This window comes from Bacillus thuringiensis (assembly GCF_001595725.1).
GTDB lineage: Bacteria > Bacillota > Bacilli > Bacillales > Bacillaceae_G > Bacillus_A > Bacillus_A thuringiensis_K.
This window is the reverse complement of the sequence record NZ_CP014282.1, coordinates 2,922,787-2,941,779: the sequence shown is the minus strand read 5'-3', so window position 1 is coordinate 2,941,779 and position 18,993 is coordinate 2,922,787. Positions and strand designations below refer to the sequence as shown.

Genomic DNA, 18,993 nt, shown 5'->3' with positions numbered 1-18,993 from the left:
GTTTGACGTAAAGTGTTTACGCATGAAAGTTGTACTATATATTATGTAGTAAGGAATTGTAAGGCGAGTGTTTTTACTTGAAAATAAGCCAAATAACTCATGTGGAAAATGAAAGGAAATGATTGTATGTACAAGTACACAATTTGCTTTATTAGAAAAAGCGATAAAATACTGCTATTAAATAGAAATAAAAAGCCGAATATGGGGATGTGGAATGGTGTCGGAGGAAAAATAGAAGATAATGAAACGCCATACGAAGGAATAATTAGAGAAACATTTGAGGAAACGGGCATAGAACTTTCAAGTGTAACGTATAAAGGGACTGTTGTTTTTAAAGGTAAAGATGAGCCCCAGGCTAATGAAGGAATGTATGTGTTCGTTGCTGATTTGCCAGATGAAATGCAGATGAATACACCATTTCGTACGGCTGAAGGATTATTAGAATGGAAAGAAATTGATTGGATATTAGATGGTGATAATAGAGGTGTAGTTAGCAACTTACCAAAATACTTACCGACAGTATTAACAGAAGAAAATAAGTTAAAACATATATTCACGTACGATAACCGGAATATTATTAATTACACAACTGCATATTTGACAGAAGATGATACGAACAAGCGATATGAAAAACAACTTGTTTCTCAATAGAAGAGGAAAGTGAAAAATCACGTTTTTGCTCTCATTATATATGCGAGGTGATTATATGTTTCAGAAATACAACTCATTGGTCATAATTGTAATATGTATGATATAACTTTTCTTATGATGAAAGAGTAGAGAACATACGTAAACGGAGCAAAAAGGAGGTGGCTGCGAATCGCCTTAATCATAAATCGATGTTGCTTCACATCAAAATATCCTTTTTGCAAGATGCTCTCATGTATGCGATATAAATCCTCATAATATCTTTCGACAGTAAAATCAGGAATTTGCCACGGAATCGCTTTTAAATAATAGACGATAGCGCCAATATCATAAAAGCGTTGGAAAGGGAATTCTTCCCTTGCTTCTAAAATAGTAAATCCATTTTGCTTTAACTCACTGCATGCTGTTTCGAGAGACCAACTTGCAAAGTCGCTATTTAGTGTTGAGCCAAACTGCTCATTAAGTTCCGCGCAATCAAGACCGCCAACTTGTTGTGTAAGAAAAACGCCACTTGGAGAAAGGATTCTGTTTACCTCAGAAGCAGCATACGATTCATGTTGATTTATAATTAAATCAAACTGCCCATCTTGAAATGGTAATGCAGTATCATCAGTTACTTCTAAAACAGTAACTCCTAAAGGCTCTAATTTGTTTTGAGCAATTGACACGTTTGGAGTGTAGCCCTCAGTAGCGAATATAGTTGACGGGAACGGTTGTAACATAGATAAAAACTCTCCGCCGCCAGTACCCATATCGAGCATTGATTCTGCACATTGCATAAGCTGAAAAGCAGTGCTGCCGTACGACCACGATAAAGGCTCGCTCTTCATTCGACCCGTTTCTGAAATGAAAGAAAAATCCCAGCCGCTAAAGTTTGTATTTGCACTTTTTAATAAAGTTAAAAATAATGGATTACGTTTCATAATTATTTCCTCCTATTTCGTAAATGAATGATATGATGAGAAAAGAAAAAGGGAGGACCTCTTATGAAAGAGAGGCAGTTTTACGTTTCGTGTTCGAATAGATTCATATAGATTCGCTCCTTGTGAGAATGGTAATTTATATATTCGGGATAACCGAGTGGAAATCCTTTGAAATTATGGGAGAAGGTAGTTGTTTAATGAAAGGTTGGATGGAGTGTACAGAAAAAGGGTGCACTCAAACTTTAGAAAAGGTATTTAGTAAACTTAAATTTCCGCCCAGCCCTTTTATGAGATATGTGATATTTCTCACTACTATTAAGTAACAATAAAGTCGTACTGTTTATAAAAGAAGTGACGTTTTTGTATCCCTTTGGATTTACTTAACTATGGGATAAGAAAAGAAGTAGACATATAAACTGAATATAAAAACGCTTTAATTCTTTGAAAACATTCCATAACTTAGTATTTTTATATATGGATAATTTGTTTGTACGAAAAGAGGAATAAGATGTTTATACAAAAGTATAAGGGTTTGATGCTAGGGATAGTTGGTGCTGTATTAGGAGTAATATCCTTTGTTTATTTTAAAGATTTAGATTATATATAAGACGGGCCTTAAGTTATTATCTGTAACATTAATCATTATAGGTCGGGTTATTGCCTGTGATTCGACCCGTTCCAATAAAAAAGAGAATAATAATGTATAAGATTATTATTATATAAATTTAGCTTGTTGAGCATGGGGAATACTAATCTTACAAAATTGTAAGATTAGAAGTCACATAGTTAGATAGAAGTCATTAACTTATGAAAAAAACTCATCTATAATCCAGATATAAATCATTTACTAAAGGAGTATTCTAATGAAAAAAATTATCAGTTATACGGTTGTTATTGCTATTTTTATAGGAATAGGATTAGGAGTAAAACGTTATGTGCAAGGTCCAGGACAACCAGTCGATGGGATTCTAGTTAGTGGTACTGCAACTGACGTAGAAAAAGTTAAACAAGAGTTTAAAGATGACACTAAACAATCAATAGACTATAAGATAAAGTACGTCACAACAACAAAAAGGATTCCATTATCAGAAGAAGATAAGAAACAAAATGATACAAATGAAGAATTTGAAATCAACACTACAGAATATGCAGTTATTAATAGTTCTACCGCGGTAAAATTATTTAATAAGGGACTTCTAAGAGCTAGAAAAGATCCAAATTCAGCATCTATTATTTCTGAGAGGGTGAAAGATAAAAATAAAGTATCTAGTGATCAGAATCTATTATTTTCTTATGCGGGTGATAATTTTACGGTTGATAATTTTGAAAATAACCAGTTGAATTTGAACGATAAGATAGTACCTGCTCAGTATGTTAAACAGCAAATTTGGATTGGGTATGTTCCAATGAACCTTGTTATTCTAAACGACCAAGAATATAATACACTTTCTGAATCAGAGTCAATAATGAAATTGATTCAATTTCAAAAACGTAATTTTGATTATAAAAACAAACAAGAAGTAGACAAAGTTTTACAACAGATTGATAAGCTCTCTTCGAATAATCAGAATAAAATAAACTTTGTAGAGGTACAAGACTAAATTAAAATGAAAATAAGGTGATATGAGTGGAAATCGTAAGAATAGAGGATGTCGTCAAAAGTTATGGTGAAGGCAATAGTAGGGTAGATGCTTTGAAGGGAATAAACCTTACAATACATCAGGGGGAATTTGTTTCAATCGTAGGAGCTTCTGGCTCAGGTAAAAGTACATTGTTGCATATTTTGGGAGGGTTGGACCGTCCGAGTTCAGGACAAGTATTTATTGGAGAGAACAATATTTATAATTATTCAGATAATGAACTTTCGATATTTAGAAGAAGAAAAGTTGGTTTTATATTTCAGTTCTTTAATTTAATTCCTGTATTGAATGTGCAAGAGAATATAGCTTTGCCCACTTTACTAGATAATGAACCTGTAGATAATCCTTATATGGACGAAATTATTGAAATTCTGGGACTTCATGAAAGACGAAATCATTTACCATCTGAATTATCAGGAGGTCAGCAACAACGGGTTTCGATTGGGAGGGCACTTATAAATCGCCCACATTTAATCTTAGCTGATGAACCTACAGGAAATCTTGATACTCAAAATACAAAAGAAGTCATGGATTTATTAAGATTGACAGCAAAAAAATATAATCAAACTATTGTATTGATTACTCACGATTTAAAAATTGCATCAACTTCTGATCGTATTATTACAATTGAAGATGGCCAAATCATTTCTGATCAGTGGCTAGCTACGAATAAGCCTTAAGACGGGAGGAAACTAATCTTGATTGGTAATTATAAACAATTAAGCAGGAGATACTTAAAGGGAAATAAGAAACGAACAATTTTAACTTTGATTGGAATCGTACTCTCTGTATCGTTAATTTCTACAATCGGCCTATTTATGAACGGTACTCAGATTTCTCAAATCGAGAATACGAAAAAGAGGCAAGGGTATTCTTTTCATGCCGTTGTATTAAATTACGATGAATCGATATTGAAAAAAATTAAATATAACTCGCAAATTGAATCATTTGGTTTAATGTCACAGGGAGAAACAGTCCAAGTTGGAGAGGCTGCTGTACAAATGAATTTTGCTGATGATAACGCCTTGGAATTTTTAAAATACAGTATTATTAAGGGCAGATTGCCATCTAATGATCAAGAAGTTGCTGTTGATCCCTGGGTATTACCTTATATAAAAGAAAATATTCAAATAGGTGATTCATTCGAATTAAATGAAAAAAAATACAAATTGGTTGGTTTTCTAAGTGATAGTACATATACACAGGAGAATAAGGTGGGACGGTTACTAACCTATAAGAGTAAGTTTAGCGCTCGTGAAGGGAAAATATTAGTTGGAATTAGCTCAAAAGCAAACTTTAATGAGGTTTTAGAGGGACTCAAGACCATTTCCGGAGAGAATAATATTAATATAAGTAATGAATTAATTCAATTAGAGAAACCAGGTTACAATAATTCGATTATGGCTACGCTAATTATTACAATCAGCATTGTTGTGATAGCGACAATTGTTGTGATTTACAACGCTTTTCAAATCAGTGTCGTAGAACGAACGAGGCAGTTTGGCTTGTTGAGAAGCATTGGTGCAACACGAAAGCAAATTAGACAAATCGTTCTGAGAGAAGCTACTTTTCTGGCTGTCATCGCTATACCAATTGGAATTATATGTAGCCTAATAGCACTTGCCTCTCTGCAGTTCACTTTTTCACTTTTAATGGAAAATAGTAAAGCGGTCTCGATATTCCATGTCGATTGGAATATTTTACTAATCAGTTCGATTATTACCTTACTTTCTGTAATAGCGTCAAGTTTGTACCCAGCTTATTTTGCAGGGAAAATCTCCCCTTTGTTGGCAATTAGTAGCAGGTTGTCAATTAAAAAGGAACAAATCAAAAAACAAAAGAATTCCATGGTGAAAAAACCTTTATCTATTCCTTTGAGCATGGCTATGAAAAATGTTAAGCGAAATAAAAATCGCTATACCATTACAATCTTATCAATTATTATAAGTAGTGTGTTATTTATTACTTTCTCGTATTTAATGAGTGTTGCATTTGCATCTAAATCTTTTGATAAGTTATCTGTTAAATCGGATATTACAATTAAGATAGAGGATAATAATCCAGATCATTTAGCTGAGAGTGAACAAGTTTTGCATCAATTGAAATCACTTGAAAATATATCTAAAGTATACGAAAAAAAGGAGAATAGCTTTGAAACTAAATTAAAGGATGTAACTCAATCTTCCGCGACAGTAAAGGAAATAGAAAACACGATTGGAAAAAGATATTCCATTACAATCGTAAATAATTATCAAGAAAATAAAACAAAAAAAGAAGAAAAACTTACTTTACAAGTGCTTGCATATGGTTTCATCACAGTCATTTCTTTAATTAGTAGCGTTAATATCCTCAATACTATAACTATAAGTATCATGACTAGACGAAAAGAATTGGCCGCGTTGAAATCCATTGGTATGTCACAAAAGGATTTGAAAAAAATGATTACCTATGAAGCTTTGATTTACGGTTTTTCTGGAAGTTTACAAGGAATCTTTTTTAGCTGTATATTGTCTTATATTATATATTTAGCTATATCTAATATGTTGAAAATGACATGGACAATTCCCTATGAGGCTTGTATCATTACGTTTGTTTCAGCTTTAATAATTAGTTATTTATCAGTCTTAAATCCATTGAAAAAAATTCAACAAGATAATATTATTGATAATATCAGAGAACAATAATATTATAAGCCTGGCTAGATTATAGCCAGGCTATTGTAATTGGAATATAAGCTAGGGGAAAAAAGGAGAGGGCATACTTGAATAAAAAAATATTACTAGTTGAAGATGATGAAGCTCTTGGCATAGCCATCGAATTTTCATTGAGAAATGAAGGTTATGAGGTGATTAGAGCGTCCAGTGTAAAAGAAGCTAAACACCAGTTTGTTCACAATACATTTGATTTGTCCATCCTTGATATCGGCCTACCAGATGGTAATGGTTATGACTTATGTTTGTATTTTAAAAAGAAAAACGAGAATTCGATTATTATTTTCTTAACTGCACTAGATGAAGAAGCAAATGTGGTAATGGGGCTGGATATAGGCGGTGATGATTATATAACCAAACCTTTTCGGGTTAGGGAACTCATGGCCAGAGTGAAAGTACAATTGCGTAAACAAGCGTCGCTAGAAACGCCATCTCAAATTTTAAGATCTGAGAATATAAGAATCGATACGAACCTAGTCAAGGTTTATAAAAATTGTGAAAGTATTACATTGACGAATTTAGAATACAAGCTGCTATTGAATTTCATGAAGAATTCTCACAAAGCATTAAAAAGAGATGAACTCCTACAACAAATAACAGAAGGAGAAAATGTTTTTTTTGATGAAAACACGTTATCTGTATACATAAAGCGTTTAAGAGCTAAAGTTGAAGACAATCCTCAAAAACCACAGTTTATCGTTACCGAAAGAGGATATGGTTATCGTTGGAGCAAGGACGTGATTGGGTGAGCAAGATAATGAAAAATACCGAGTTAAAAAGCTATATGACGATACTAGCCGTCCTTTTATCTATATTTGTGATTTACCAATTTATTATTCAACAATTATTTTATGATCATTTGAAAAGAGACTCTATTGCAACATGGGGGGAAATTACAGCTAGGTTGGTAGAGCAGGATCCAGAAAATGAAGCGGAAATTATGAAAGTCTTATCAAGTCATTCGTCTCACTCAAGTAAATATCAGGAAAAAGGGACAGAGATCCTAAAGCAATATGGATTATATGAAGACTTGGATTCAAAATTTTTTCCTCACTTAAATAATCTAATTATTAATCACAATCAATTTATGATGTGGGGATTGATTGCTTTTGGATTTTTACTTTTTGTTGCAAACTACATGCAACAAAAAATTATTTTCAATAAGATTAGCCAGCTTACTAGAGCTGCAAAAAAGATAATCGAGGGAGATTACTCGGTTGTCATCAATGAAAATAAAGAGGGGGATTTCGCGAAACTGGCGATTTCATTTCGTTCAATGAGGGATATCATTAGAAAAAATATGCATGATTTGCTTGAAGAGAAACGGTTTTTAGGAGAAATGTTGCAGGATATATCTCATCAGTTAAAAACGCCGCTTTCAACTATTTCTATCTATAATGAAATGTTGTTAAATGAGAAACTATCCCGAGAGCAACAAGCTCAATTACTACAAAATAATGATATTCAGATTTCTAGAATGAATGTCTTAATTCAGAATTTGTTAAAAGTAGCAAAAATTGATGCAAAAGCGATTTCGTTTGATAAAGAGCCAGGGAATTTAGTAGATACGACTGAGGAAGTACTAAATCGCTTGCAAAGCATGATAAGTGATAAAAATATTTTGATTGATTGGAATGCACCAAGAGAAATAGTCGTTATTCACGACAAATTATGGATGCAGGAAGCTTTGTTAAACCTGTTGAAGAATGCAATCGAACATTCTAAACCCGGTGGTAAAATAATGATTCAGGCCAAAAATTCTCCAATCTATACAGAACTAGTAATCCAAGACTTTGGAGAGGGAATTTCAGCTGAAGAATTACCTCATATTTTTGAACGATTCTATAAATCAAGTAGTTCTAAAAAACACGGATCGACCGGAATTGGATTGGCACTTGTCAAAGCTATTATAGAGGCACATCACGCCTTAATTACAGTTGAAAGTGAAAAAAATGCTTATACAAAATTTACAATTATTTTTATGAAATTTTAATAACAGTTTGGTATATATTTTAATCTTTTTAATATAAAGGGGTTTTTTTATGTTTAATAGATTGAAGTGTTTTCTTTTATCTGAGAAAGAAATAGTTGATACTGTGAAAAAATACAAGGAGGAAAAAATACACGTTTCCATAATAAAAGATTTTTTAGGGGATTTAATCTTAATAAGAACTTTTACATTTTTAATGTTTGTTCCAATATCAACTTTTATTTTTTCAGTTATAATTTATGGAGCTGTTTTCTTTTTATCAGGCATTAAGATTACTGTTTGGGGCATCACTATAATGTTATTAGTTCCAATAACATTACTTTTCTATATGAATATAACTAATACATCAATTATTATTACTGATTTAGTGAGAAAATTTTTATTAACCATAAAATATCTAAATCCATTTTACTCAATCATAAATAAACCTTGGCTCTTTATTTTTGAATTATTAATTGGTTTTTTATATGTATTTCTGCTATCTTTATTTTCTATTTGGATAGTATTACATTCATTAGAAATAGATTTTTCTGAATTTAGTTCGGAGGATAATCGAAGTTTTCAATTTTCAATTATTATTTTACATACAGCAATTTATTTGTTTATAAGAGTTCATGGTCAGTATTGTAAGACAACTAAGCAAAAAATTAAAAAGTTGAAAATGAAGTTTTATTTATGGTTTTGTTCTATGATTGCAAGTATTGTATATATATTTGAATCACTCTTTAATTATATGAATGGAATCCAAGCAATTTATTTTATTTTTGTTTTAATGATTGCTTTAGAAAGAACAGTGACACATTATAAGAAATTTATAGATTTTTTAGAATGTGAAAATTTGTATGAAAAATATTTTTAGAGAGAAAAGTCTTTTGAAATATAAAAAGTTATACCTACTAAATACTGGACGAGTAAAAAAACGCTATTCTTTTTCTAGAATCATAGGAAAGGATAGCGTTTTTGTTTAATATACTCAAAAACAAAAATCTTTTGGTAAAGTACCATTTTTAATAACTGTTCTTAACCCATGTTTTATAATCCAAGGATTAATAGGATGCTGTTTATCACGTAATTGCTGTAACCATTGAAAAACGAGTTCTTTATCTTCTTTCGTAATATCGTTAATATGATTGGCTACTGATTTTTGGACATATTTAGAAGTATCATTCATTAATGGTTCAAGAAGCTGTAAATTGTACTTAAAGTCACCTTTCAGAGCTCCTATTTTTTTAGCCCAAGGAAGCCTTGGTCTTGTACCTTCAGAAACTAATCTTCTAATGTGGCTGTTTTCGTCATGAATCCACTGTTGTAATATATTTAGTGTGTCTTCATGGTATGTTTCAAGAAAAGGCCGAATGGCATATTCAGCAGTATTTCTTTTCGTTATTTCATACATGGCGTTGAATGAGGTTTCAAAGTTGTTAAGTCCATATTTTTCAACGTATTTTGCAAGAGGCATGTACATATATCCATTTGTAAACATGCCTACTTCTGTTGTATTTTCTGGTCCTAATGTTTTCAGTAATATATGTATTGCTGCATTAAAATCTTTTTGTAAAGCATTTTGTAATTCATCTGCTATTACTTCAATACGTTGTTTTAACTCTAAACCTTCAACTTTACATGTTACAGAGGTTACAAAGTTTTTTTTAGAGAAATTCGGATCGTATTTACAAATAGAATCAGCTATTTTTTCTGCTAATTCTTCGCTAAATAAAAATTTTAACGGAACATAATTATCCATTTTTTCACCTCGGTGGTCAAATGAAAACAATTTTTATTTTTTAATCGACAATCCATAAACTAACGTCTCACTCGGAGTCGTAATACTAAAACCAGTCGTCTTATAATCAAGCTTCACTGTATCACCAGTGTAGTCTTTCGTGAATGAATCCATTTGTACGATAAGCTCTGCATCTTCATATACAACATCATCTGCGTTATATGTATCCCAAATTAAATCGACATCAACGAAAATACTACAAGAGTTTGTCATTGTCCCTCTAATGCGAATGATCTTTTTGTCTTCACGTTCTAATCTATGTATAGCTGCTTTTGCTTCATCAGTAATACGAATGTTCATAGTATCCCAACCTTTATTTATATTTCCTTTATTATTGCAAAAACAGGAGCAATAGGGAAGCAAAGAGGTTTGCAACAAAAAACGAGCAAACAAATTTGTTTGCTCGTTTCACTTTATTTTAGTTCACATTTATCAAGTGGAATCACTTTTGTTTTTTTCGTAAATTTATATCCTAACCATAGTACTAAGAAGAGTGGTAAACCGATGTAAGAAACGAGTACGCCATTCCAATCGATTGATTCACCCATAAATGCCCCGTAGTTTTGTCCTAAAATTACGATGATACAAAGTGTAAATGCGAAGATTGGACCAAATGGGAACCATTTTGCTCTATATGGTAAGTCATTTAAATCTTTTCCTTGTGCGATATATGCTTTACGGAAACGGTAATGACTAATTGCGATTCCAACCCATGCGATAAAGCCAGACATTCCAGATGCGTTTAATAACCAAATGTATACAACACCGTCACCGAATAAAGAAGCAATGAAAGCAATACTACCAACAATTGACGTTACGATTAACGCGTTAACAGGTACACCGCGGCTATCTAATTTGCCTAAGAATTTTGGTGCTTTTCCTTGGCGAGCTAAATCCCAAAGCATACGAGTTGATGCATACATACCAGAGTTACCAGCAGATAGTACAGCAGTTAAAATAACAGCGTTCATAACAGAAGCAGCAAAGGCAACGCCCGCTTTTTCAAAAATAAGTGTAAATGGACTTACTGTTACATCACTTGCTGCAAGGCTTTCAGTTGTATAAGGAATTAATAAACCGATAACGAGAATCGCAAGGATATAGAATAAAAGAATACGCCAAAAGATCGAACGAATTGCTTTCGGAATATTACGTTCTGGATCAGATGTTTCACCAGCAGCTACTCCTAATAATTCAGTTCCTTGGAAAGAGAAACCAGCTGCCATAAATACACCGATAATTGCCATGATACCGCCGTTAAATGGTGCATCTGCAACAGTGAAGTTTTTGAATCCAACCGTTTCGCCGCCCATAATTCCGAAAATCATCATGAAACCAACAATTAAAAAGATAATAATAGTAACTACTTTAATAAGTGCGAACCAATATTCAGATTCACCAAACCCTTTAACAGATAAGTAGTTTAAAAGGAAAATAATAGCTAAACATAATCCGCTCCAAATAAGAGAAGGGGTATCCGGGAACCAAAATTTCATAATTAATGTTACGGCCGCTAGTTCTGCCGCAATTGTAATTGCCCAGTTATACCAATAGTTCCATCCAAGTGCAAAGCCAAGTGATGGATCAACAAATTTTGTTGCATACGTGCTAAAAGATCCAGTAACAGGCATGTAAGCTGCAAGTTCAGCTAAGCTTGTCATTAAAAAATAAACCATAATTCCAATTGCGGCGTATGCAATTAATGCGCCACCAGGTCCAGCTGTATGGATGACACCACCGCTGGCAAGAAATAGTCCGGTACCAATTGTACCACCGAGAGAAATCATCGTAAGGTGCCTTGATTTTAGACCGCGTCTTAATTCACCTTTTCCTTGTGTAGTTTGCGTTTTAGAGGTAGATTGATTTGTTGCGCTATTCATGTTCAACACTCCTTTTCTTGTAGGTTAGGAAGGAGCGGGGGAGAAAAATACAAAAAACCGCCAAAGGAATTTGGCGGAACGTTTCACAAATAACCACCCCATCATACCCTTCCGTTAAGATAGCACCCCACGTTTACACGGTAATTTTGTAAACGTGACAGTTCTGTTCCTTTCGGAGACAGCCCCAGCTCATATTTCCAGAGAAGAAATATAAACTTCGGCAACTTTTCCTTTCAAACGGAGTCAGCTGACATTCTCTGTGTCTCGTCCGTTTTACTATTAAAAGTCGCAACCTCTACCTCATCGGATTGATGAGGATTTATATATTGCTAAGATTTTTAATATATGGCAATTGTAATGACTTTCTGAATATATTGCAAGATATTTTGTAGGAAAAAATCAAAAAATATCGGTTATTGTATAGGAAACGCTTGCAAAACTCCACCCGAACCAACTATTATGTAGCAATAAGCAAAGAAAAAATTGTTATACAAATGTTTCGCAAAAAATATTGAAAAATCCTTTAAATTAAAAGAAAATTCAGAAAAATATAATTCGACATTCATGATAAGGTCATATTATTTGTTATAATTAGAGTAACGTTTAAGCAAAAAGGGGAAATCAAAATGAAATTAGAAACAGAAAGGCTCTATATAGTGCCGTGTACAGAAGAGAGGATTCAAGTCGCTAACGAGCAAGGATATAATAGCGGTCCGCATATTGTGGGGCATGTAGGGAATATAAAACAAGATGCGGATTTATTATCATGGGGGGCGTGGTATGTTCTTCGGAAAGAAGATGATATCGTTTTAGGTGATATTGGGTTTAAGGGGAAACCAAATGAGAATCAAACAGTAGAAATCGGTTATGGATTTATTGAGAAATATTGGAATCAGGGCTATGCAACAGAAGCTGTAAGAGAACTAATCGATTGGGCTTTCAAAACAGGAGAGGTAGAAACAATAATTGCAGAGACACTCCTAGATAATTATAGTTCGATGCGTGTTTTAGAAAAGTTACATATGAAGAGAGTAAATGCTACAGAAACGATGATTAATTGGAAAATAGAAAAATAAAAAATACCGCTCTAAATTGGGCGGTATTTTTATAGTTATGGTAGCATTTGCTTCTGATCATTCGGATACTCAGCCGTTGATGCGTTAGGCCGATTGGAATGATTTCGAACAGCAATGAAAATAGAAATAATAACGACAAGACCAACTGCAACGTAAGAAAGTGAAATAATAGTTGGATCCACTTTAAATGTAGTAAGCAGTGTACGAATATTTGTGAAGATAATAAGACCGCCAACTAATACGCCAAGTAAATGTGCTGGAACGATGCGAACTAACCATGCAGCAATTGGTGCAGCGACAATACCGCCAAGCATTAACGCAAATACCCAAACCCAGCTTACTTGTTCCCAGCCAAGTGAGATGAAGAAGCCAATTGTTGCAGCGAGTGAAACAGGAAACTCACTCGTATCTACAGATCCGATAACTTTTCTCGCTTCATTTCCTCTTGCTAAAAGTACAGGTGTCGTAATCGGACCCCAGCCACCACCACCAGTTGAATCAACGAATCCAGCGAATAAGCCAAGCGGCACAAGTTGTTTTGCAGACATACGTTTTTTTGAAGCAACAATTTGTTTTTGAATGATGAATCGTAATAAAATATAAACCCCTAAAGTAAATAAAAATACAGAAATGTACGGTTTAATGACATCACCAGGTAAATTGCTTAAAAAACATGCCCCAACAAATGCGCCAATTGCTCCTGGCAATGTAAGCCTGGAAACTGTATATTTATCAACATTTCCAAATTTGATATGAGATGCACCAGAAGCCGCGGTTGTAACGACTTCAGCTAAATGAACAGATGCGGAAGCGACAGCTGGTGCAATACCAAACATTAATAATAAAGAGGAAGACGTTACCCCGTACGCCATTCCAAGCGCTCCATCGATTAATTGAGCGAAAAATCCAATAATAGCAAAGACAATTAATTTCTGCATAAAAAATCCCCCTGTAATAATAAATGAAAAAGGCACTTTTCCCGTATGAGAAAAGTGCCTTTGGTTTTTCCAATCAGCAATAATTAAATTTGTTTCATTATAATACATATTAATCTTATAAATCAACTAGGTTTTAAAGTTTTTTGAATTGAATGAAAGAAAAATAAAATATACAATAAAAGGATGGAAAGAAAGGGGAGAAAGACATGTTACGATTTGATCATCTCGTACACGCAGTACATGGTACACCGGAGGAAGCAGCAAAACAAATGCAGGAACTTGGATTTCATACTGTATTAGGCGGAGAGCATACGAATTGGGGTACTTGGAATAGTTTAAGTTATTTTGATTTATCATATATAGAATTTTTAGCAGTTCAACATGAAGAAAAAGCGAAAGAAGCAGAAAATCCGTTAGTACAAGAAACGGTAGTGAAATTACAAGATGGCGAAGGGATGCTACAAATCGCAATTCGAACAGATGCCATTGAAGAATTAGCAGATAAGTTTAGTAAATACGGTTTACAAACAAAAGGACCATTTGAAGGGAAACGTATGAGAAAAGATGGTCGCCTTTTAGAATGGAAAATGTTATTTGTAAAGCAAGAAGAGAACGGGCCGAAATTACCTTTCTTTATACAATGGAATGAAACCGATGAAGAAAGAAGAAAAGATTTACGTAACATTGGAACAATCACGGAACATAAAAACAAGGTACAACAAATTGAAACGGTTCATTATGCGGTGAAAAATGTTCGAGAAACGGTGCAGAAATGGAAAGAAGTAATGGAGTTAACTGCAAGCTCGGTCGTGAAAAATGAAGAATGGAATGCGGAGTGTCAAAGTGTATCGTTTGGTGACATTCATGTGCAGTTTTGTGAACCGGTTGGAGAAGGTCTAGTGCAAGAATACAAAAAAAATCATGGCGAATATCCATTTGCAGTGGAGTTTAAAGGTGAAAATAAACGAGAGCATGAAGTGTTAGGTAGTTTGTACATATATTGATAGAGGTGAACGTTGTGGAAGAAATGCTTAGAGAGATAGAGAGAGAACTAGAATGGCCTCGTATTGTAAAGTGTACAGCTATTTCGAAAGGTTTTTCACATGAAGAGAAATATAAAATAGAGTTAGAAAACACAGTAACATATTTTGTAAAAGTATGTGATGCTGTTCATTTTGAACGTAAACAAGAAGAATATACGTATATGAAACAATTAGAGTTATTACATATTCCAACGCCGAAGTTAATTCATTTCATAAAACTTGAGGAATTAAATAAATGTGTTCAAGTATTTGAATGGGTCCAAGGTGTAAATGGTGAAGAAGGTTTAGGGAAGCTATCGGTGGAAGAACAGTATTATGCAGGAAGAAAAGCAGGGGAAGTATTAAAGAGGATTCATTCAATTGAAAAAGAAAGTGTAAGTAATAAATGGGAAACGGTTCGATGGAATAAGTATGAAAGATATATAGAAGCATTAGAAGGTTACGAGGTGAAATTTCTCGATTTGAAGCCCATATTAACCTTTGTAGAAAATCATAAGTATTTATTGAAAAATCGTCCAATCACCTTTTCACACGATGATTTCCATCCAGCAAATAGTATGATTCATAATAAGGAGTTTATCGTTATCGATTTTGGTGGATATGATTTTGGCGATCCAATACACGATTTCTATAACATAGCGATTTTTACTACAAGAATAAGTAAACCATTTGCAGTTGGACAAGTTCATGGTTATTGCGGGGGAGAACCGTCACTTCATTTTTGGAAACTGTACTCCTTATATGCAGCAATGACATTCCCAGCGGATATCGTATGGACAAACCGAAGCATGCCCCATTTAGTAGATGATATGAAAGAAAGATTGAACAGAATTTTAGAAGATCATAATCATTTTTCATCCTATATTCCAAAATGGTATCAATCACAACATGAGGATATAATAAACTATAAGTAATGGAGGGATTCATATGGATAAAATAGCAGTAATTTCAGATATTCACGGCAATATTCCGGCATTAGATTCTGTACTGAAAGATATTAAATTAAGAGGAATTGAACGCATTATTTGTCTTGGAGATTTAGTCGGAAAAGGCCCTCATTCTAGCGAAGTAATTGAAATCATTCGTAAAGAATGTGAAGTAGTTGTAATGGGTAACTGGGATGATTTTATTACAAAACCGACTGAATTTGAAGCGTTAAAATGGCATCAAAAACAATTATCGGAAGAACAAAATGATTATTTAAGAAGCTTACCATTTTCAATCGAATTTTTTATGAGTGGCAAATTGATTCGTATGTTCCACGCTTCACCGAGAAGTTTATATGAAAGAATTCAACCACACGCTTCAAGAGAAGAACGTATTAGTATGTTCGAAAATAGTGATCTGACGGAAAATATAGAAGGGGAAAGAAAACCAGATGTCGTTTGTTACGGTGACGTTCACCAAGCATTCGTTCAAAATTTCAGAGGGAAAACGTTATGTAATGCCGGTAGCGTAGGAAACCCACTTGAAATAACACAAGCTTCCTATTTAATATTTGAAGGAACTTACAATGAAAAAGAAGCAGCGAGCTTTTCTATTCAACTTGTACGAGTACCGTATGATATTGAATTAGCTATCAGACTAGCAGAAGAACTCGAAATGCCAGAAATTGAAGAATACAAACAAGAATTACGGACTGCTTTATATCGAGGGTTTAAGGGAAAGTAAGCCAATCATAATATATCAACGATTTTTTCGATATATCAACGATTCGACAAAGAATATCGACTTACCGACAAATAGCGACATGTATTATTACTTGTAATAATATTATGTAAACTAAATGTAAAGGGAGATATCATGAACCGAAAACAACAAATCAAAAAAATTGCAGATTATATTTTAAAGCTAAACTTAACCTATCCAACAAGAGTTGGAGTAAGTGGTATTACAGCATCAGGAAAAACAACATTTGCAAACGAACTAGCGGAAGAAATAAAAAAACGAGGATTACCAGTAACACGCGCCAGCATTGATGATTTTCATAATCCAAGAGTGATTCGCTATGCAAAAGGAAAAGAATCTGCAAGAGGGTATTATGAAGATGCACACGATTATACAGCTTTCAAAGAAAGATTATTAATGCCTTTAGGACCTAACGGGAATTTACAGTATGAAACGATTTCTCATAACTTAATAACGGATATGCCTGTACATAATGAGCCGCTATTGGCCACGCAAAATATGATATTAATAGTAGATGGAACGTTTCTATTGAAAAAAGACATTGCGCATTTATTTGATTACAAAATCTTTGTAGATACAAATTTTGAGATTGCGAGAAAACGTGGTGCTAAGCGGGAAACTGAAGCTTTTGGAAGTTATGAAGAATCAGAGAAGATGTTTTTGAACAGATATCATGCGGCCTGTAAGATGTATATAGATGAGCATAATCCAAAAGAGTGTACGAATGTTATATTTAAGAATAATGATTTAGGAAATCCAGAAGTTATATTTCATGAAAGAGCGTAATACATAATCAGAAATATATGTATAGCCTTTTATTTATTGTTATAATTAAATTAATTTTATGAAGCAAATAAAAGGGGATAAGACAATAAAAAACGCAAAAAGGGGACAAGAAATATAATGAATGAAGTACTAGAACTAAAAGAAGAACTACTACAAATTAAAAATAACAATTATGCTGTACCAGAAGACGTAGATGCATATCCATATGCGCAATGGATGCTAGATTATATCGGATCAACTGATGCTGAATTACGTGATGATTTAATTTATAGTACGCTTCACACATGGATTACAAATGATGTATTTAGACAAAAAGAGTTAAGAGGATTAATGTTACAAGCAATTAGTCCTGATTATTTATTTTATAAAATTGGTGAAAAGGGAACAGACTCTGTATTTAAACGTGCATTCTCCGTATTAATTCCACCACTTATTTTATCTGTTCATGAAAGAGAACCGTTGTTATCCGAAGAACAACTGTACAGTGTAGCAGAACAAGTGCTGGAATATGTGTATTTAGAAGAAGATGTAAGAGGCTACGTAGAAGGAAAAGGCTGGGCACACTCTACTGCACATGCAGCAGATGCGCTTGATGCTTTAGCACGTACAATCCAAAATCGTGAGTTTTCATATGCTATATTAGCTGCTGTTCGTCAGAAGGTTCGCTTACATGACTACGTATACATTCACTTTGAAGATGAGAGATTAGTAGCGCCAATTATGTCGTTACGTAACCAAAATCTTTTAACTGAGGAAGAGTGGAGCAATTGGTTACATAGTATAGCAATTGTTGAAGACATCCCGCATCCTCAGTATGATATTTTAGTACAAAATATTAGAGCTTTCTTAAGAAGTTTATATTTCAGAGCTTTAGAGACAGAGGGTAGTACAGCTTTTACAGATGATATATTGGAGACTTTGAAGGGTTTGTGTAGGTATTAAAATACGTTTTTCTAAGAGAAAAGTACATAAAACCACTACCTCCCAGCCATACTAAAAAATGTGCTGGAGGTGAATGTTATGGACAATAAAGACTTTGAAAAAGTTTATAATGATTACTTACATCAAGGAGAAGAGCAAGCTCAATTTGAAGTAGACAATGAAGTCAATTCAGGAGTAGAACAAATTGTTGCTGTTCGTAAAAATGATGATGGTGATTTAATAGCGTTTAAAACAAGTAGCGGGAGAGAGTTAGATTATATGACTGCTCTTAGTGAAGCAAAATCAGGGAAGTTAGCTCATGTGGATGTATTTCATAAGTATGGCAGAGATATTATACGTAGTGAACCTGATGGAATAAAGGAAAATAACTTAGATAATTTACCTTCATTTTAAACGGGTAAACCTCAAGAAGAGAATGTTCATTTGGATATTCTCTTCTTTGTTTTGCGAAGTTTTCCTTTCGAAAAGAAGGTTCATCTTTAATGGGCGATCATACTTTTAAAGAGCGCTCTAAATTTCTCTTTATCTTCTGCTGTAAATGGTTTCGGTCCCTTTGTACGCTTACCACTTTTTCGAACCATTGCACTTAAATATCGTGTTTGTAACAATTGTTCAATGTTATCATTCGTATACTTATAGCCTTTATGGTGTATTACGATACAGCCTTTTGCTAAAGCGAGCGAAGCAAGACCGTAATCTTGCGTTACGATTAAATCTTCTTTTTTTGCTAACTGCATAATTCGGTAATCTGCAGCATCTGCTCCAGAATCAACATAAATTGTTTCGACACCTTTTGGCTGCTCTGCATTAGAATAATGAGAAAAGCTAGTAACGAGGGTTACAGGGATTACTGCATTCGTAGCCTCATAAATAATTACATCTTTTACAGGGCAAGCATCTGCATCAACGTAAATTTTCATTTTTACCACTCCTATAAAGTGAAA

The 18,993-nt window shown here is 33.6% G+C and carries 19 protein-coding genes, 2 pseudogenes and 1 riboswitch; of the genes and pseudogenes, 15 read left to right on the top strand and 6 right to left on the bottom strand.

All coding sequences use genetic code 11. The features are described 5' to 3' along the window. Positions 1 to 126 precede the first annotated feature (126 nt). Complete coding sequence (locus AXW78_RS14840) at positions 127 to 651, top strand: NUDIX hydrolase (protein WP_000280185.1); 525 nt, start codon at positions 127 to 129, stop codon at positions 649 to 651. Between the two features lie 161 nt (positions 652 to 812). Here AXW78_RS14840 and AXW78_RS14835 read toward each other — a convergent pair. Next, a pseudogene (locus tag AXW78_RS14835) lies at positions 813 to 1,571 on the bottom strand (class I SAM-dependent methyltransferase); the annotation flags it as partial. A 508-nt stretch (positions 1,572 to 2,079) separates the two neighbouring features. Between AXW78_RS14835 and AXW78_RS35525 the strand changes: the two are divergent. From AXW78_RS35525 to AXW78_RS14800, 7 genes and pseudogenes are all read left to right on the top strand, one after another. Then, positions 2,080 to 2,278: pseudogene (locus AXW78_RS35525) on the top strand (hypothetical protein). Between the two features lie 156 nt (positions 2,279 to 2,434). Next, on the top strand, positions 2,435 to 3,172 hold the full coding sequence (locus AXW78_RS14825) for a lipoprotein BA_5634 family protein (RefSeq protein ID WP_046946028.1): 738 nt from the start codon (positions 2,435 to 2,437) through the stop codon (positions 3,170 to 3,172). A gap of 26 nt (positions 3,173 to 3,198) precedes the next feature. After that, complete coding sequence (locus AXW78_RS14820; protein ID WP_000407084.1) at positions 3,199 to 3,891, top strand: ABC transporter ATP-binding protein; 693 nt, start codon at positions 3,199 to 3,201, stop codon at positions 3,889 to 3,891. Positions 3,892 to 3,909: 18 nt separating this feature from the next. Then, the gene (locus AXW78_RS14815) at positions 3,910 to 5,895 is read left to right on the top strand and encodes an ABC transporter permease (RefSeq protein ID WP_000580037.1); all 1,986 of its coding nucleotides are present in this window, start codon (positions 3,910 to 3,912) and stop codon (positions 5,893 to 5,895) included. Between the two features lie 77 nt (positions 5,896 to 5,972). Continuing rightward, the gene (locus AXW78_RS14810) at positions 5,973 to 6,671 is read left to right on the top strand and encodes a response regulator transcription factor (RefSeq protein WP_001035094.1); all 699 of its coding nucleotides are present in this window, start codon (positions 5,973 to 5,975) and stop codon (positions 6,669 to 6,671) included. Between the two features lie 8 nt (positions 6,672 to 6,679). Next, entirely contained in the window at positions 6,680 to 7,915 is a 1,236-nt protein-coding gene (locus tag AXW78_RS14805; RefSeq protein WP_061884333.1) for a HAMP domain-containing sensor histidine kinase, read from the top strand. A 49-nt stretch (positions 7,916 to 7,964) separates the two neighbouring features. After that, positions 7,965 to 8,771 carry a hypothetical protein gene (locus AXW78_RS14800; protein WP_000483292.1) on the top strand — a complete coding sequence of 269 codons (807 nt, stop codon included), beginning with the start codon at positions 7,965 to 7,967 and terminating at the stop codon, positions 8,769 to 8,771. A 114-nt stretch (positions 8,772 to 8,885) separates the two neighbouring features. On the opposite strand, the gene AXW78_RS14795 is transcribed toward AXW78_RS14800, so the two are convergent. The 3 genes from AXW78_RS14795 to AXW78_RS14785 form a co-directional block, all read right to left on the bottom strand. Further along, positions 8,886 to 9,656: a DNA alkylation repair protein gene (locus AXW78_RS14795; protein ID WP_046946026.1), complete on the bottom strand. Its 771-nt coding sequence runs from the start codon at positions 9,654 to 9,656 to the stop codon at positions 8,886 to 8,888. Between the two features lie 33 nt (positions 9,657 to 9,689). After that, positions 9,690 to 9,995 carry an iron-sulfur cluster biosynthesis family protein gene (locus AXW78_RS14790; protein ID WP_046946025.1) on the bottom strand — a complete coding sequence of 102 codons (306 nt, stop codon included), beginning with the start codon at positions 9,993 to 9,995 and terminating at the stop codon, positions 9,690 to 9,692. A gap of 113 nt (positions 9,996 to 10,108) precedes the next feature. Further along, on the bottom strand, positions 10,109 to 11,575 hold the full coding sequence (locus AXW78_RS14785; protein WP_001083381.1) for an amino acid permease: 1,467 nt from the start codon (positions 11,573 to 11,575) through the stop codon (positions 10,109 to 10,111). A gap of 112 nt (positions 11,576 to 11,687) precedes the next feature. Beyond that, a riboswitch (Lysine riboswitch) is annotated at positions 11,688 to 11,881 on the bottom strand. Positions 11,882 to 12,201: 320 nt separating this feature from the next. Between AXW78_RS14785 and AXW78_RS14780 the strand changes: the two genes are divergently transcribed. Continuing rightward, positions 12,202 to 12,651, top strand: coding sequence for a GNAT family N-acetyltransferase (locus AXW78_RS14780; RefSeq protein ID WP_000764603.1), 450 nt, complete (start codon positions 12,202 to 12,204; stop codon positions 12,649 to 12,651). A gap of 35 nt (positions 12,652 to 12,686) precedes the next feature. Here the strand turns inward: AXW78_RS14780 and AXW78_RS14775 are convergent, their stop codons facing one another. Continuing rightward, positions 12,687 to 13,697: a sulfite exporter TauE/SafE family protein gene (locus AXW78_RS14775; protein ID WP_002181419.1), complete on the bottom strand. Its 1,011-nt coding sequence runs from the start codon at positions 13,695 to 13,697 to the stop codon at positions 12,687 to 12,689. Positions 13,698 to 13,795: 98 nt separating this feature from the next. Between AXW78_RS14775 and AXW78_RS14770 the strand changes: the two genes are divergently transcribed. From AXW78_RS14770 to AXW78_RS14745, 6 genes are all read left to right on the top strand, one after another. Further along, positions 13,796 to 14,593: a VOC family protein gene (locus AXW78_RS14770; protein ID WP_000943347.1), complete on the top strand. Its 798-nt coding sequence runs from the start codon at positions 13,796 to 13,798 to the stop codon at positions 14,591 to 14,593. A gap of 14 nt (positions 14,594 to 14,607) precedes the next feature. Beyond that, positions 14,608 to 15,546: an aminoglycoside phosphotransferase family protein gene (locus AXW78_RS14765; RefSeq protein WP_061884332.1), complete on the top strand. Its 939-nt coding sequence runs from the start codon at positions 14,608 to 14,610 to the stop codon at positions 15,544 to 15,546. Positions 15,547 to 15,559: 13 nt separating this feature from the next. Then, complete coding sequence (locus AXW78_RS14760) at positions 15,560 to 16,303, top strand: metallophosphoesterase family protein (RefSeq protein ID WP_061884331.1); 744 nt, start codon at positions 15,560 to 15,562, stop codon at positions 16,301 to 16,303. A 132-nt stretch (positions 16,304 to 16,435) separates the two neighbouring features. Beyond that, positions 16,436 to 17,107 carry a nucleoside/nucleotide kinase family protein gene (locus AXW78_RS14755; protein ID WP_061884330.1) on the top strand — a complete coding sequence of 224 codons (672 nt, stop codon included), beginning with the start codon at positions 16,436 to 16,438 and terminating at the stop codon, positions 17,105 to 17,107. 117 nt (positions 17,108 to 17,224) lie between these two features. After that, entirely contained in the window at positions 17,225 to 18,049 is an 825-nt protein-coding gene (locus tag AXW78_RS14750) for a DUF2785 domain-containing protein (protein ID WP_061884329.1), read from the top strand. A gap of 78 nt (positions 18,050 to 18,127) precedes the next feature. Further along, on the top strand, positions 18,128 to 18,442 hold the full coding sequence (locus AXW78_RS14745; protein WP_061884328.1) for a DUF3892 domain-containing protein: 315 nt from the start codon (positions 18,128 to 18,130) through the stop codon (positions 18,440 to 18,442). Between the two features lie 86 nt (positions 18,443 to 18,528). Here AXW78_RS14745 and AXW78_RS14740 read toward each other — a convergent pair whose 3' ends face one another. Further along, the gene (locus AXW78_RS14740) at positions 18,529 to 18,969 is read right to left on the bottom strand and encodes a YaiI/YqxD family protein (RefSeq protein ID WP_061884327.1); all 441 of its coding nucleotides are present in this window, start codon (positions 18,967 to 18,969) and stop codon (positions 18,529 to 18,531) included. Between the last annotated feature and the right edge of the window lie 24 nt (positions 18,970 to 18,993).